The organism is Burkholderia sp. SIMBA_062 (assembly GCF_046534765.1).
Lineage (GTDB): Bacteria > Pseudomonadota > Gammaproteobacteria > Burkholderiales > Burkholderiaceae > Burkholderia > Burkholderia ambifaria.
The window spans coordinates 1-311 of sequence record NZ_JAWRYD010000177.1 but is presented as its reverse complement, the minus strand read 5'-3'; the positions used below and the strand labels follow the sequence as shown (position 1 = coordinate 311).

Genomic DNA, 311 nt, shown 5'->3' with positions numbered 1-311 from the left:
CTAGAGGTGTGACGTTAGATTATGGTAGCGGCAATATTACGACAGCCACTGTCAATCAAACGATTACGATTTTATTGAGTGATGGCCCCACTGTTGTTAATCCACTAGGGCAAGATGCGTCGACTATCACCATGACAAGGGCTGAATTTGAAGCGATCGAACTAACACCACCTGAAGATAGTGCCGCCAATATCACTATTGACATGGCAGTGACAGAGTATGAGGTCGATAGCACAGGTGCTATCGTTTCAGGGGTGGCAGGCGCTGCGTCTAGCACAACGATAAAGGTTGACGTGCAAGCAGTGACCGAC

General features: G+C 48.2%; 1 protein-coding gene. It reads left to right on the top strand.

The genetic code is table 11. From position 1 onward, the window contains the following. A partial coding sequence (locus tag SB786_RS35925; RefSeq protein ID WP_410731535.1) for a hypothetical protein occupies window positions 1-311 on the top strand: 311 nt, incomplete at both ends.